This is a genomic window from Stenotrophomonas sp. FW305-C-20-S1 (assembly GCF_058783335.1).
In genome coordinates this window covers 118839-133185 of record NZ_JBYTEK010000006.1, presented here as the reverse complement: position 1 = coordinate 133185, position 14347 = coordinate 118839, and the positions used below count along the sequence as shown (strand labels likewise).

Sequence of the window (14347 nt, the reverse complement as noted above, 5' to 3'; positions counted from 1 at the left end):
ACGCCCCCCCGGGGGGGACCTCCGGCCCGTCCCCTGCGACCCGAAAACTGTGACTACCGTCTGTACACGACCTACCGGTGTCTCAAGTCCCATTCATACAAGCCGATACCGGACCCATGGATAGACTCAGCCTCATTGGACTTTTCCTCGCCCTGGCCTCGCTGGTCGGTGGCAGCATCCTCAAGGGCGCCGGCCTGGCGTCGTTGTGGTCGCCTGCGGCGTTCGTGATCGTCATCGTCGGCACCATCGCCGCCATCCTGCTGCACACCTCGCCAGCGGTGTTCAAGCACGCCTTCAAGATCGTGCGCTGGGTCGTGCGGCCGCCGCACAGCGACCGTCGTGAATTGATCCAGCAGATCGTGGAATGGAGCAACATCGCCCGCCGCCAGGGCCTGCTCGGCCTGGAATCGCAGGTGGAAGCGCAGCAGGACCCGTTCCTGCGCAAGGGCCTGCAGCTGCTGGTGGACGGCGTTGAACCCGAATCGATCCGGCACATGCTGGAGATCGAACTGGGCAGCCAGGAGCACCAGGACCAGGCCGCTGCCAAGGTGTTTGAAAGCATGGGCATCTATGCGCCCACGCTGGGCATCATCGGCGCCGTGCTCGGCCTGATCGCGGTGATGAAGAACCTCGCCGACCCGAGCAAGCTCGGCCACGGCATCGCCGCCGCGTTCACCGCCACCATCTACGGCATCGCCTCGGCCAACCTGCTGTTCCTGCCCATCGCCGCCAAGCTGAAGGGCGTCATCGCCCATTCCAGCCGCGACCGCGAAATGGTCATCGAAGGCCTGATCTCGATTGCCCAGGGCGAGAACCCGCGCAACATCGAAACCAACCTCTCCGGCTTCCTGCACTGACATGGCCCGCCGCAAGCACCACGAAGAGCACGCCAATCACGAGGCATGGGCCATCCCCTATGCCGACCTGATGACGCTGCTGCTCGCCTTCTTCGTGGTCATGTACGCGATCTCCTCGGTCAACGAGGGCAAGTACCGGATCATGGCCGACGCCCTCACCGATGCCTTCGGTGGTGCGCCGCGCACCATCAATCCGGTGCAGGTGGGCAACAAGCAGGTGCAGGGCGGCGGCTGGGACAGCCCGTCGGTGATCAAGTCCGGCACCAAGATCGGGCCGTCCGCTCCCGCGCCCTCGCACGACCCCACCCTGCTGCCGGCGATGGCCTCGCAGATGCGCATGCCGGTGTCGGTGCACAACCAGGAACAGATCGCGCGTGCCGAGCGCCAGCTCAACAGCATCGCCGACCGCCTGACCGCCGCGCTGGCGCCACTGATCGACCGCGGCATGATCAGCGTGCGCCGCACCGAGCTGTGGATCGAAGTGGAGATCAACAGCGACATCCTGTTCCCGACCGGCTCGGCGGCGCTGGACGTGCATGCGCGCGACACCCTGGCCAGCCTGGCCGGTGTGCTGCGCGACGTGCCCAACAGCGTGCGTGTGGAAGGCCACACCGACAACGTGCCGATTGCCACTGCCACCTTCCCGTCCAACTGGGAACTGTCGGCCGGGCGCGCGGCCAGCGTGGTGCATCTGTTTGCCGACCAGGGGCTGCAGCCATCGCGGCTGGCGATGGTCGGCTACGGCCAGTTCCGCCCCCGCGAAGACAACGACAGCGCACAGGGCCGCAATCGCAACCGGCGGGTGATGGTCATCATCCTGGCCGACACCAGTCATTCGGTGGACCCGCTCGGCGAACGCCTGAATGCCGCCACCGGCACTGCCCGCGGCGCCAGCGAACAGGCCACCGCAGCACCGGCCACCACCCCCACTTCCCCCATCGCACCGGTGCAGTTGCCACCGGTGCCGGCTGGCAGCCGTGTCGGCGCCGCCGTTCCCCCGGCAATGAAGGAGTAATCCGATGCGCATCTGGGCAGTCGCCAACCAGAAGGGCGGAGTCGGCAAGACCACCACCACCCTCGCCCTCGGTCGCGGCCTGGCCGCGCTCGGCCACCGCGTGCTGCTGATCGATCTCGATCCGCATGCCTCGCTGACCCGCGCCTTCGGCGTGCCGATCGAGCCGGCACCGGCCGGCGTGCTGGAACTGTTCGGCGCACCGCCGGCCGACCTGTCCGCGCTCAGCCATGCCAGCAACATCGGTGGACTCGATTACGTGTGCGCGCAGGCCTCGCTGGCCACGCTGGAACGACGCAGCGCCAACCAGCCCGGCCTCGGCCTGGCCCTGCAGAACGCGCTTGCCCGCCACCAGGGCCAGCACGACTACATCCTGCTGGACTGCGCACCGACCCTGGGCCTGCTGATGATCAATGCGCTGGCCGCGGCCGATCGCCTGATCATTCCCACCCAGGCCGAGCCGTTGGCCCTGCACGGCCTGGATGGCATGGTCCGCACCGGTGAAATGGTCGAACGTTCGCGCCGCCGGCCGCTGCCGATCTCGATCCTGCCAACGCTGTTCGACCGCCGCACCCGCACCGGCAATGAATCGCTGCGCGCCATGCAGGACCGCCACGCGAGCCGCGTCTGGGAAGACGCGATTCCGATCGACACTCGCATCAGCAACGCGGCCGGCCTGACCCTGCCGAGCATCGGTGAGGACTACCCGGGACGCGGCCTGGCAGCCTATCGGCGTGCGTTGAACTGGATCCTCGGTGAGGACGCACGTGCCCTGGAGCAGGCGGCATGAACACCACCGGCATGCTGGACGACTATCTGGACGAACTGCTCGGCGACATTGCCGTCGCACCGGTCGCCGCTGATGCCGCGCCACGCCCGACGAGCGCAGCAGCCGACGGCGAGCGCGAGCCGACCTGGGACGATCTGCCGGCCGAAGTGATCTACGAAACCGACACCGTCGCAACCGCTCCGGCCAATGATGATGCGGCGCTGGAAGCCGCCTTCGACGCCGTTGCCACGCCTGCGGCCGATACCGGGCGCGAGCCGACCTGGGACGATCTGCCGGCAGAAGTGATCTACGAAACCGACGCCATCGCAGCCGCTCCGGCCAACGATGATGCGGCGCTGGAAGCCGCCTTCGACGCCGCTGCCGCACCTGCCGCCGACGCTGACCGCGAGCCCACCTGGGACGACCTGCCGGCCGAGGTCGTCCATGAAACCGCGCCCGTGGCCACTGCCGCGGTCGCACCGCCCGCGCCGGAACCCACCTGGGACGACCTGCCGGACGAAGTGATCTACGAAACCGACGCCGCCGACAGCCTGGCGCACACCGACAGCCCTGGATTGCAGGCCGCCTTCGAAGCCGCCGCCGACGGCGATGTGGTTCCTGCCATCACTGCGCCAGCCGTTGCCAAGGCCTCAGCGCGTCCCGCGCCGGCACCGATGCCGTCGATGGCCCGCGCCGCCGTCGCGCCGCCGCCACGGCTCGCGGTGGACACCCCCTCCGGCAACCGCCCCGGCTCTTGGCAGGAGCTGCAAGCCCAGGCGCATCAGCCCGCCAGCAGCCCGCATCCGCAGAACCGCCGCGCCGGCGAACGCACATCGCGCTGGCTGCGGCTGCGCTGTGGCGCCCAGGCCTACGCGCTGGAACTGCTGAAGGTGCAGGAAGTGGTGCTGCCGGTGCCGTTGCTGCCATTGCGCGGCACTGCCCCGGAAATGCTCGGCATCATGAACCTGCGTGGCCAGGTGGTGCCGGTGATGGATCTCGGCCTGCACCTGGGTGCGGCCTCCGCCGAGGATGACGCGCAGACCCGCATTGTCGTGCTTGAAGAGAACGGCGAGACCCTGGGCCTGCGTGTGTCGGCCGTGGAGGACGTCGCCAACCTGACCGACTCGCAGATCGAACCGCCCGATACCGCCCGCATCTGCCAGATCTCCAATGAACTGTTCCGTGGCGTGGCCCGCATCAGCCAGCGGCCGATGATCCTGCTCGACGCCACGCAGCTGTTGGGGTGAATCCGTGCTCTGAATTGGCGCTTCGCGCCGATACCCCTAAAGAACCGCCCCACGGTGCCGTTATGAATGCTGGAACCGTTTGTCCGGAGCAATGATGAGCACTGTCGAACTGGGTGAGGATCTCGGCATCGAGAGCAGCACCGAGCTCAAGAACCGCCTTTCGCCCTTGGTGGCGGAAGCAGGCGAGCTGACCCTGGATGCAAGCCAGGTCGGCCGCATCCACACCGCCAGCATGCAGGTGCTGTGCGCCTTCGTGCAGGCCCGCCGCGAGGCAGGCCTGGGCACCGGCTTCCACGGTTGCACTGCAACCTTCCGTGACGCTGCACGCCTTTTGGGCGTCACCCAGGCCCTGGGCCTGGACGTACCCCATGACAACCTGAAATCTGTGGAGAACGCTGCATGAGCGCACGTATCTTGGTGGTGGACGATTCGGCGTCGATGCGCCAGATGGTTTCCTTCGCCCTCACCTCGGCCGGTTTTGCCGTCGAAGAAGCTGAAGACGGCGCGGTCGCGCTCGGACGTGCCAAGGGCCAGCGCTTCAATGCGGTGGTCACCGACGTCAACATGCCGAACATGGACGGCATCGCGCTGATCCGCGAACTGCGCCAGCTGCCGGACTACAAGTTCACGCCGATGCTGATGCTGACCACCGAGTCGGCAGCGGACAAGAAGTCCGAAGGCAAGGCCGCCGGTGCCACCGGCTGGCTGGTGAAGCCGTTCAATCCCGAACAGCTGGTCGCCACCGTGCAGAAAGTGCTGGGCTGATCGCCCCGCACTGCTCCCCCTCTTCGCTTCCGGATCGCCACTGCCATGAGCATGGACCTGCAACGCTTCCACGCCACCTTCTTCGAGGAGAGCCGCGAAGGCCTCGACGCCATGGAGGCTGGCCTGCTGGCCCTGGAATCGGGACAACAGGACCCGGAGATCATCAACTCGGTGTTCCGTGCCGCCCACTCCATCAAGGGTGGCGCAGGCACGTTCGGTTTCGATGCCATCGCGGGGCTGACCCATGTGCTGGAAACGCTGCTCGATGAGCTGCGGGCCGGCAAGCGCGCACTGGAAGGCAACGCCGTCGATGCGATGCTGTCGTCGGTGGACGTACTGCGCGCCCTGTTGCGCGAGGCCGAGCACGGCCAGCCCGCCGATCCTGCAGCGGTTGCTGCGGTGAAGGCGCGCCTGGAAGCGGTGCTGTCCGGCCAGGCGCCCGCCGCCGCTGCACCCGCTGCCGCCAGCAAGGTGGACGACACGCCGGAAGCCTGGCAGATCGGCTTCACCCCGGCGCCGTCACTGTTCATGAGTGGCAACGACCCGTTGCGCATCATCCGCGAACTGGAACACCTGGGTTCGCTGCAGGTGGCCGCGCGCATGGATCGCCTGCCCGGCTTCGCCCAGCTCGACCCGCTTGAAGCCCACCTGGCGTGGGACCTGGGCCTGGTCGGCAAGGTGCCGCGCAGCAAGATCGAAGACACCTTCGCCTGGGTGCTGGACGACTGCGAACTGGACATCCGTCCGGCCGCACCGCCAAGCCTGGCCACCCAGGCACCGGCCGCCGCGCCGGTCGCTGCCCCTGCGCCCGCCGCTGCCGCACCGACGGCCAGCACCGGGGCCAGCCAGGAAGCAGAAACCTCCATCCGTGTCAGCGTCGACAAGGTCGATGCACTGATCAACCTGGTCGGTGAACTGGTCATCACCCAGGCCATGCTCAAGCAGGTCTCGCACGCGCTGGACCCGGTGCATGCCGAGAGCCTGTTCGCCGGCCTGGACCTGCTTGAACGTAATACCCGTGACCTGCAGGAGGCTGTGATCGGCGTGCGCATGCTGCCGGTCGACGCAGTGTTCCGCCGCTTCCCGCGTCTGGTCCGCGACCTGTCCGGCCGCCTGGGCAAGCACGTGCGCCTGCGCACCATCGGCGAAGGCACCGAGCTGGACAAGGGCCTGATCGAGAAGATCGCCGATCCGCTGGTGCATCTGGTCCGCAATTCCATCGACCACGGCCTGGAAATGCCGGACGTGCGTCGCGATGCCGGCAAGGACGAGACCGGCACGATCACCCTGGCGGCATCGCACCAGGGCGGCCACATCGTCATCGAAGTCAGCGACGACGGCCGCGGCCTGAACCGCGAGAAGATCCTGGCCAAGGCGCAGGAACGCGGCCTGGCCGTACCGGACAACCCCACCGACTCGCAGGTCTGGGACCTGATCTTCCAGCCCGGATTCTCCACCGCCGATGCGGTCACCGACCTGTCCGGTCGTGGCGTGGGCATGGACGTGGTCCGCCGCAACATCCAGGCGCTCGGTGGCGAGGTGCAGATTGAAAGCGGCCTCGGCACCGGCACCCGTACGCTGATCCGGCTGCCGTTGACCTTGGCCATCCTCGACGGCATGACCGTGGCGGTGGCCGGCGAAACCCTGATCCTGCCGCTGGCCTACGTGCTTGAAGCACTGCAGCCGCAGCCTGACGACATCCGCAGCATGGCCGGCGAAGGCCGCGTGCTGCGCGTGCGTGGCGAATACCTGCCGATCCTGTCGCTGAGCGAGTACTACGGCTATGGCCAGCGTGCACCCGGCAGTGAATCGCTGGTGGTGGTGGTTGAAGGCGATGGCCAGAAGATCGCGCTGGAAGTGGACGAACTGGTCGGCCAGCAGCAGGTCGTGGTGAAGAACATCGAGAACAACTACCGCCGCATCGGCGGGGTCTCCGGTGCCACCATCCTCGGCGATGGCCGCGTCGCCCTGATCGTCGACATTGGCGGCCTGGTGCGTTCGCTGCGGGTGCCGCAGGCCGCCTGAGCTGCGCTACACGTTGTACCTGACCGCCGCCCTCCGGGGCGGCGGTTTTCGTTTGCGCGCGGGCGCAGGCAGCAATCGTACCCACGCGCAACGCGGCGGCGCCCGCAACTGTGAACTCCGTCGTCCTGCGCCGTGAACCTGATCGGGCGCATGGTTTCGCCTGAAACCACGCCGCCACGGCGAAAGCCCCGCCACTGCTTGCTTTCCGTTGGTTTCCCCTACGCCAGCGAATGTGACATCGGTCCATAAAGTACGGCGCAGCTGCGCCGCTATCTCGGGTTGACGGCAGTCACCGATCCTTCACCCGGCACCACCGTTCCCTCCTGCAACGACCTTTTGCCCGCGGCGCCGCCGCCGGTATTCTGCCCACCTTGGAGCACCCTGCATGAAGTGGTTCCACGATCTGCCCATCGCCCGCAAGCTGGCTGTGGGATTCACCCTGACCACCCTGATGACCGTCGTGCTGGGTGCGTTCGCCCTAGTCCGCCTGTCCGAAGCCAACGCCAAGCTGACCTCGATGGCGACCAACGACATTCCATCGGTGCAGTACCTCGGTGAAGTGCGCTCGCAGCTGGGTGAGTTCCGCACCTATGAACTGGCCCAGATCAGCATGCTGGACCAGCCGGAGAAGGTCGCCGACTACAACAAGCGCATGAACGACACCGCTGCAGTGGTGCGCGAGCAGCTGGCGGCCTATGCCAAGCTGCCGTCCGGCGACAAGGAGCGCACGCTGTACCAGGCCGTGCAGGCTGACGTCGATGGCTACTTCGCCGCCAATACCAAGCTGCGCGAAGCGGCCACCGCCGGTGATGGCGAAGCGGCCCGGCAGATTTCCGATGAGCAGTCGCGCCCCCTGCGCCGCAAAGCCTTCGAAGACCTGAAGGCGCTGGGTGCGCTGCTGGGAACCCAGATGCAGGGCAAGATCGACGACGCCAACGCGACCCACCGCAACAGCATGCTGGCCATCATCGCCGCCATCGTGCTGCTGGTCGTGGTCGCCGCCACCCTGGCCGTGATCATCTCGCGCGCCGTGGTCGGCCCACTGGGCAAGGCAGTGCATGCCATCCAGGCCGTCGCCCGCGGCGATCTCAGCGTCACTACCCAGGCCACCGGCAAGGATGAGGCGGGTCGCATGTTGGCGGCCACCGCGGAGATGACCGCGATGCTGCGTCGCTTCTCCGAGCAGACCCAGCTGATGGCACAGATGCATGCCGGCCCCGATATCAGCCACCGCATTCCGGAAGACTTCCCGGGCGTCTATGGCCAGCTCGCCGGCGGCATCAACACGGTCATCTTCGAACACCTCGATGCGATCCGTGATGCCATCGATGTGCTCAACCAGTACGCCACCGGCAACCTCGCCCCCGATGCGCGCCGGTTGCCGGGCAGCCGCGCGATCCTGCACGAATCGATGGATGCGGCCAAGGCCAGCCTGCTGGCCATCAACACGCAGATCCAGCAGCTGGCATCGGCCGCCGCCGCCGGCGACTTCAGCCAGCGCGGCGATGCGCAGCGCTTCGATCACGATTTCCGCGTGATGATCGAGCAGCTCAACAGCATGATGGAGGTCGCCGACGGCAATCTTGGCCAGCTGTCGCAGCTGCTGCAGTCCATCGCCGCGGGCGACCTGACCGCACGCATGGACGGCCAGTTCCACGGCGTGTTCGCCCGCATGCGTGACGATGCCAACACCACCGTCGCCCAGTTGACCCAGATCGTCAGCCAGATCCAGGCCAGCACCTCGAGCATCACCCTGGCCTCGGGCGAAATCGCCTCCGGCAACAGCGACCTGTCGCGCCGTACCGAACAGCAGGCCGCCAATCTGGAAGAAACCGCCGCCTCGATGGAGGAACTGACCTCCACCGTGCGCCAGAACGCCGAACATGCGCGCCAGGCCAACCAGCTCGCCATCGGTGCGCACGGCGTGGCCTCGCAGGGCGGTGAAGTGGTCGGCCAGGTGGTTACCACCATGTCGGCCATCGAAGCCTCCTCGAAGAAGATCGCCGAGATCATCTCGGTCATCGATGGCATCGCCTTCCAGACCAACATCCTGGCGCTGAATGCCGCAGTGGAAGCGGCCCGTGCCGGCGAACAGGGCCGTGGCTTCGCCGTGGTCGCCAGCGAGGTGCGTACCCTCGCCCAGCGCTCGGCCGCCGCCGCCAAGGAGATCAAGGGGCTGATCGACGAATCGGTCGGCAAGGTCGCCGAGGGTTCCAGCCTGGTCCACCAGGCCGGCAGCACCATGGGCGAGATCGTCGCGTCGGTGCAGCGCGTGACCGACATCATGGCCGAGATCTCCGCCGCCTCGCAGGAACAGTCGGCCGGCATCGAGCAGGTCAACCAGACCGTGGTGCAGATGGACGAAACCACCCAGCAGAACGCCGCGCTGGTGGAAGAAGCCACCGCCGCAGCGCGGGCGATGGAAGACCAGGCCGCACAGCTGGGCGAGGCCGTCGCACGCTTCCGCCTGGCCGCACCGAGCGCGGGCAATGCGATACCGCGCGCAGCCATGGCCGTGGCCAGCAGTGCTCCGCGCAAGGCGGCGCCCGCATCCATCGCCGCACCCGCGCGCGTGCGCAAGCCCGTTGCGCAGCCGGCCCTGGCCGGTGACGGCGACTGGCAGGAGTTCTGATCGCAGCATCGGGGTGGCCGCGCGCCACCCCGTCAGCGGAAAGGCAGCGCCGGGCCATGCCCGGCCCGGGCACCACGCTTGCCCGACCGCCGCGGGCATGGCACAACGGAGCAAACGAGTGCGTTCGGTGCTACATAAATCCGCAACACAGCCGATACCTCTTTCGAGCCACGCGCCCACACGCGTCGGCGCCCGCCCCTGACCACAGATTCCATGTCCGACGGCCACGACACTGCACTGCCCGAAGTCCATGCGGCCGACGCCGCGGATGATCGCTTTCTGGTCCGCAACCCCCGCCAGGTGCGGCAGCTGCTGCGTTCACTGATCGACCAGCGATCACTGATCAACGCCCATATCGACGGCCGCGATCGATCCTTCCCCACCGCCCTGCTTGAACTGGACGACGACGAGGATTTCCTGCTGCTCGATGGCAGCCCGCAGGAGGCTTCCAACCGCGCCGCCGAACAGTCCGACCACCTGCTCTGCTTCGCCCAGCTGGAACGGGTACTGGTGCGTTTCCGCCTGCATGACCTGCAGCGCGTGGACAACGAGGGCCATGTGGCGTTCCGTGCACCGCCGCCCGATGAACTGGTGCACCTGCAGCGGCGCGAACTGTACCGGCTGGAGACACCCATCACCGACTCACCGCAATTGCTGCTGCCACCGGGCGAGGCCCGCGCCGAAGCCTTGTCGATGCGCGTGGTGGACATCAGTGGCGGCGGCCTGGCGGTAACCGTGCCCACCGACTGCGCCATCTTCAGCCTGCAGCAGCGCTACCGGGCGCAGCTGTCGATGCCCGATGGCCCGGACCTGCAGATCGAACTGGTGGTCTGCAACCTGCTGCCGCAACGCCTGCCCAACGGCACCGAGGTCAAGCGCGTCGGGATGCGTTTCGACGACCTGCCGCGCGGCGGCGACAGCGCCATCCAGCGCTACATCTTCCGCATCGACCGCCAGCGCAAGGCACGCCGCAACGGCGAGCTCTGACACCCCCACGGCGGGCAGTGCCGGCCGCTGGCCGGCAACCTCGAAACCGCGTGGATGCAGGAGCCGGCGGATCCACGCCATCCGTGGATGCAGGAGCCAGTAGATCCACGCCATGCGCGGATGCAGGATTGCCGGCCAGCGGCCGGCACTACCCCTCCCCGGTAGATCCACGCCATGCGTGGATGCAGGAGCCAGTAGATCCACGCCATGCGTGGATGCAGGGAACTGCCGGCCAGCGGCCGCCACTACCAGATGCCTAAAGTCCCCCACCCAGGGGCCGATATCGAGCCTGACACCGGCACTTCCGGCAGAACCAGGACCCCTCGATGAACGACAAGAACAGCTCCGCCGCCGGCGCCGATGGCGAATTCCTCAGCTTCACCCTCGGTGCCGAGCACTACGGCGTGGACATCCTCAAGGTGCAGGAAATCCGCGGCTACGACGCCGTCACCCGCGTCCCCGATGCCCCGGACTACATCAAGGGCGTGATCAACCTGCGCGGCACCATCGTGCCGGTGATCGACCTGCGCCTGAAGCTGCGCCTGGAAGACGCCCGCTACGACGCCTTCACCGTGATGATCGTGCTCAACGTGGAAGACCGCGTGGTCGGCATCGTGGTCGACAGCGTCTCCGACGTGATCCCGCTGTCGGCCGAGCAGATCCGCCCGACCCCGGAATTCGGCGCCGCCGTCGACACCCGCTTCATCTCCGGCATCGGCACCCACGACGACCGCATGCTGATCCTGCTGGATATCGAAACCCTGCTGGACAGCGCCGACATGGGTCAGACCAACGTCGTCGAAGACGCTGCCGCCTGAGCAAACGGACCTTTTTCACGTTTCTGTTACGCAGCCCTTCAGTTCCCCTCATCCACGCCGATAGGGGGACAGAAGCCGGTCGCGCAGGAACGCGCCAAGGCCGGATCCACCATCACCATCCCCGGAGAATCACCCCGATGAAGTCCCTGCTTGCGTTCGTTTCGGCTGCCGTCCTGGCCACCACCGCTTCCTCCGCCTTCGCGCAGTCGGCCGAGATGATTCCGCCGGAGATGGCACCGCGCGCCGTCGGCAAGGACGGCATGGTCTGCGGCAAGGTCGAAAAGGCCCGCTTCGCAGAAGGTTCCGAAGGCCAGCCGACCTTCCTGTACATGGGCGGCGCCTTCCCGCGCCACACCTTCTCGGCACGCATCGCCGGCGAGAACCGCGGCAAGTTCTCCTTCCCGCTGGAAACCCTGGAAGGCAAGACCGTGTGCGTGATCGGCAAGATCCAGCGCGACGCCTCGCGCGCGGAAATCGAAGTCAGCTCGCCGTCCAGCCTGAAGCTGGCCAACATCAAGTAATCCGCTGTCCGTCAGACCGCGCCGGCCAGCGTGCCGGCGTGGCTGTTGCAACCGGGCCCCGCGCCCGGCCGCGTCTGCCTTAGGAGATCGCAACGCCCATGCCGTGGATCAACAACCTGAAACTGATGCCGAAGCTCATGCTGACCTTCGGTGTCCTCTTGCTGGTGATGCTGCTGCAGGGCATCGTCGCCTACCGTGGCCTGCATTCGCTGAACAACGTGACCACCGAACTGGCTGGTTCACGCATGGAGAGCATCCGCATGGCCGGCGAGATGCGCGGCATGCTCGGCGAGTACCGCAACAGCGCCTACCAGCAGCTGATCCGCGCCAGCGACGACGTCAAGGCCGACGCCCGCAAGCAGGCCGTCGAACTGCGCACCAGCATGGACAAGTCGATCAAGGACTATCCGAAGCTGGTCGACAACGCACAGCAGAAGAAGCTGTTCGACACCTTCGCCAAGGACTGGAAGGACGCGCTGGCCTCCTATGACAGCGTCACCGAAATGCTGGAGCTGGACCTGCCCGACGATGCGATCGACACCTTCGTCGGCGAGACCCGCACCAAACACCGCAAGGCCGGCGCCGCGCTTGAAGCGCTGATCGCCGAAGACAACCGCCTCGCCCGCGCCTCGCGCGACGAAGCCGCCTCCACCTACTCCGCCTCGGCCGTGCTGACCGTCATCGCCCTGCTCGGCGGCGCCGCGCTCGGCCTGGTGCTGGTGTGGCTGTTCGCCCGTGCCCTGGTCGGCAGCGTACGTGGCGCCGTCTCGGTGGCCAACGACGTCGCCGGTGGCAAGCTTGATGGCCATATCGACGTCAGCCGCCAGGACGAAGTGGGCGAACTGATGCAGGCCATGCAGCGCATGCAGCGCGACCTGCGCGAGCGCACCGAAACCGACCAGGCCATCGCCCGCGAGAACCTGCGCATCCGCACCGCGCTGGATTACAGCTCGACCGGTGTCTACCTGACCGACCCCAACAACACCATCGTCTACAGCAACCGCGCCCTGCAGCAGACCCTGGCCCAGTACCAGGACGAGCTGCGCCGCGACCTGCCCGACTTCGACGTCCACGCCTCGCTGGTCGGCAAGCCGGTCACCGTGCTCGAGCACCGTGGCGAGATGGACAACACCCTGCTGGCCAACCTCAAGCAGCATGGCGTTGCCCGCCGCCCGATGCAGTACGGCGATGCCCAGTTCGCCCAGGTCGTGTCGACCATCCGCAACGAAGACGGCGACACCGTCGGCTACGTGGTGGAATGGCGCGACCGCACCCAGGAAGCGCAGGTCGAGGCGGAAGTGGCACGGGTGATCGCCCAGGCCGCTGCCGGCGACCTGTCCGGCCGCATCGATGCCAACGACAAGGAAGGCTTCTTCCTGCAGCTGGCCCAGCAGATCAACGGCCTGCTGGACGCCAACTCGGGCAGCATCGAACAGATTTCCGGCCTGCTCGCCGCACTGTCGCAGGGCGACCTGACCGTGCGCATGCACGGCGACTACCAGGGCGTGTTCGCCCGCATGCGCGACGATGCCAATGCCACCGCCGCGCAGCTGAGCGAGATCGTCACCCGCATCAAGCAGTCCAGCCGTGCGATCAGCTCGGCCGCCGGTGAAATCGCCTCCGGCAACAGCGACCTGTCGCGCCGCACCGAACAGCAGGCCGCGAACCTGGAAGAAACCGCCGCCTCGATGGAGGAGCTGACTTCCACCGTGCGCCAGAATGCTGAGCACGCGCGCCAGGCCAACCAGCTCGCCATCGGCGCGCACGGCGTGGCATCGCAGGGCGGCGAAGTGGTCGGCCAGGTGGTCACCACCATGTCGGCCATCCAGGCCTCGTCGAAGAAGATCGCGGAAATCATCTCGGTCATCGACGGCATTGCCTTCCAGACCAACATCCTGGCGCTGAACGCCGCGGTGGAAGCGGCCCGTGCCGGCGAACAGGGCCGTGGTTTCGCCGTGGTCGCCAGCGAAGTGCGTACCCTTGCCCAGCGCTCGGCTGCCGCCGCCAAGGAAATCAAGGGACTGATCGACGACTCGGTCGGCAAGGTCAATGATGGTTCGGCGCTGGTGCACAAGGCCGGCGCCACCATGGGCGAGATCGTCGCCTCGGTGCAGCGCGTGACCGACATCATGTCCGAGATCTCTGCTGCCTCGCAGGAGCAGAGCGCCGGCATCGAACAGGTCAACCAGACCGTGGTGCAGATGGACGAAACCACCCAGCAGAACGCCGCGCTGGTGGAAGAAGCCACCGCCGCCGCACGTGCGATGGAAGAACAGGCGGGCCACCTCAGCGAGGCGGTCTCGATCTTCGTGGTCGACGAAGCCGAAGCCGTGGTCGCCACGCGCGCACCGGCACCGCGCGCGTCTGCACCGGCAGCCCCGGCTCCGGCAGCGGCCGTACCGCCAGCACGCCGCAGCACCGGCGGCCGATCCATGGCCACCGAACTGGCTGATGGAGACTGGCAGGAATTCTGATTCCCGCCTGACCTGAGGCACGAAAACGCCCCGGCCCTGCGCTGGGGCGTTTTCTTTTGCGGCCTCGCCAGGTGTTGTCCAGCCAACGGCGCAGTGCTTCCGGGGTCAGATCCGTTTTCCGCAGGAAAACGGATCTGACCCCTCTTTCCAATTGGAAACTCAACGCACTTGCCGTCCGACACCGGGATGCTAGATGAGTCGTGCGGGGATGGGCTGGCGGGACCGTTGGCGCCATGGATG

12 protein-coding genes are annotated in these 14347 nt (G+C 67.2%); all 12 read left to right on the top strand.

Going from position 1 to position 14347, the window contains the following annotated elements; all coding sequences use genetic code 11:
• The first annotated feature begins 116 nt into the window (after nt 1–116).
• Nucleotides 117–857 (top strand): flagellar motor protein, encoded by a 741-nt coding sequence (locus AC3WTC_RS05145; protein WP_025878976.1) that lies wholly within the window; start codon nt 117–119, stop codon nt 855–857.
• A gap of 1 nt (nt 858) precedes the next feature.
• Nucleotides 859–1872 carry a flagellar motor protein MotD gene (gene motD, locus AC3WTC_RS05140; protein ID WP_032974846.1) on the top strand — a complete coding sequence of 338 codons (1014 nt, stop codon included), beginning with the start codon at nt 859–861 and terminating at the stop codon, nt 1870–1872.
• Between the two features lie 4 nt (nt 1873–1876).
• A complete protein-coding gene (locus AC3WTC_RS05135; protein ID WP_032974847.1) occupies nt 1877–2659 on the top strand; it encodes a ParA family protein in 783 nt (260 codons plus the stop codon).
• Nucleotides 2656–3885 (top strand): chemotaxis protein CheW, encoded by a 1230-nt coding sequence (locus AC3WTC_RS05130; protein WP_492710828.1) that lies wholly within the window; start codon nt 2656–2658, stop codon nt 3883–3885. The genes AC3WTC_RS05135 and AC3WTC_RS05130 overlap by 4 nt, the downstream gene beginning before the upstream one ends.
• Nucleotides 3886–3979: 94 nt before the next feature.
• Entirely contained in the window at nt 3980–4288 is a 309-nt protein-coding gene (locus AC3WTC_RS05125) for an STAS domain-containing protein (protein ID WP_032975458.1), read from the top strand.
• Nucleotides 4285–4650, top strand: a complete 366-nt coding sequence (locus AC3WTC_RS05120; RefSeq protein WP_025878971.1) for a response regulator — start codon at nt 4285–4287, stop codon at nt 4648–4650. Before AC3WTC_RS05125 ends, AC3WTC_RS05120 begins: the two co-directional genes overlap by 4 nt.
• Nucleotides 4651–4695: 45 nt before the next feature.
• On the top strand, nt 4696–6675 hold the full coding sequence (locus tag AC3WTC_RS05115; RefSeq protein WP_025878970.1) for a chemotaxis protein CheA: 1980 nt from the start codon (nt 4696–4698) through the stop codon (nt 6673–6675).
• Nucleotides 6676–7060: 385 nt separating this feature from the next.
• A complete protein-coding gene (locus AC3WTC_RS05110; RefSeq protein ID WP_025878969.1) occupies nt 7061–9307 on the top strand; it encodes a methyl-accepting chemotaxis protein in 2247 nt (748 codons plus the stop codon).
• A gap of 213 nt (nt 9308–9520) precedes the next feature.
• Nucleotides 9521–10294 carry a flagellar brake protein gene (locus tag AC3WTC_RS05105; protein WP_492710825.1) on the top strand — a complete coding sequence of 258 codons (774 nt, stop codon included), beginning with the start codon at nt 9521–9523 and terminating at the stop codon, nt 10292–10294.
• A gap of 326 nt (nt 10295–10620) precedes the next feature.
• On the top strand, nt 10621–11112 hold the full coding sequence (locus tag AC3WTC_RS05100) for a chemotaxis protein CheW (RefSeq protein WP_025878967.1): 492 nt from the start codon (nt 10621–10623) through the stop codon (nt 11110–11112).
• Between the two features lie 137 nt (nt 11113–11249).
• Entirely contained in the window at nt 11250–11633 is a 384-nt protein-coding gene (locus tag AC3WTC_RS05095; protein ID WP_025878966.1) for a hypothetical protein, read from the top strand.
• A 98-nt stretch (nt 11634–11731) separates the two neighbouring features.
• Nucleotides 11732–14107: a methyl-accepting chemotaxis protein gene (locus AC3WTC_RS05090; protein WP_033831025.1), complete on the top strand. Its 2376-nt coding sequence runs from the start codon at nt 11732–11734 to the stop codon at nt 14105–14107.
• Nucleotides 14108–14347: the final 240 nt, after the last annotated feature.